1 pseudogene is annotated in these 917 nt (G+C 65.5%); it reads left to right on the forward strand.

The annotated features are described in order from the left end of the window. Nucleotides 1-917 (forward strand): annotated as a pseudogene (locus tag AC1DFE_RS24055) (pyruvate dehydrogenase (acetyl-transferring), homodimeric type); the annotation flags it as partial.

The following is a 917-nucleotide window of genomic DNA, read 5'->3' on the forward strand; positions in this document are numbered from 1 at the left end:
TACCGCAAGGTCTACGCCGCGTACAAGGCCGCGACCGAATTCAAGGGCAAACCCACCGTGATCCTGGCCAAAACGGTCAAGGGCTACGGCCTGGGCCCGCACTTCGAAGGCCGCAACGCCACCCACCAGATGAAAAAACTCACCCTCGAGGACCTCAAGGAATTCAGGGATTACCTGAGAATTCCCATTTCCGACGCCAAGCTCGAAGAGGATCCTTACCGCCCTCCGTATTTCCACCCCGGTCCCGACGCACCCGAGATCGCCTACCTCCTGGACCGACGAAAGGCACTGGGCGGCTCCGTACCCGAACGTCGTTCCGGCCACGGGGCGGTGGAGATGCCGGAGCCTAAGACGTTCGACGTCGCCAAGCGCGGTTCGGGCAAGCAGCAGGCCGCCACCACCATGGCGTTCGTCCGCCTGCTCAAGGACCTGCTCCGCGACAAGAAGTTCGGGCACCGTATTGTCCCCATCGTGCCTGACGAGTCGCGGACCTTCGGCATGGACGCGTTCTTCCCCACTGCCAAGATTTACAACCCGGGCGGCCAGAACTACCTGTCCGTGGACCGGGACCTGGTCCTGGCCTACAAGGAATCCGCGCAGGGCCAGCTGATCCACCCCGGCATCAACGAAGCCGGCGCCGTCGCAGCCTTCACCGCCGCCGGCACCGCCTACGCCACCCACGGCGTGCCGCTGGTCCCGGTCTACGTGTTCTACTCCATGTTCGGCTTCCAGCGCACCGGCGACGCCTTCTGGGCCGCCGCCGACCAAATGAGCCGCGGCTTCATCATCGGCGCCACCGCAGGACGGACCACCCTCACCGGCGAAGGCCTCCAGCACGCCGACGGACACTCCCCGCTGCTGGCCTCCACCAACCCCGCCGTGGTCACCTACGACCCCGCCTACGGGTACGAAATGGG

The organism is Arthrobacter sp. 05T423 (assembly GCF_056396245.1).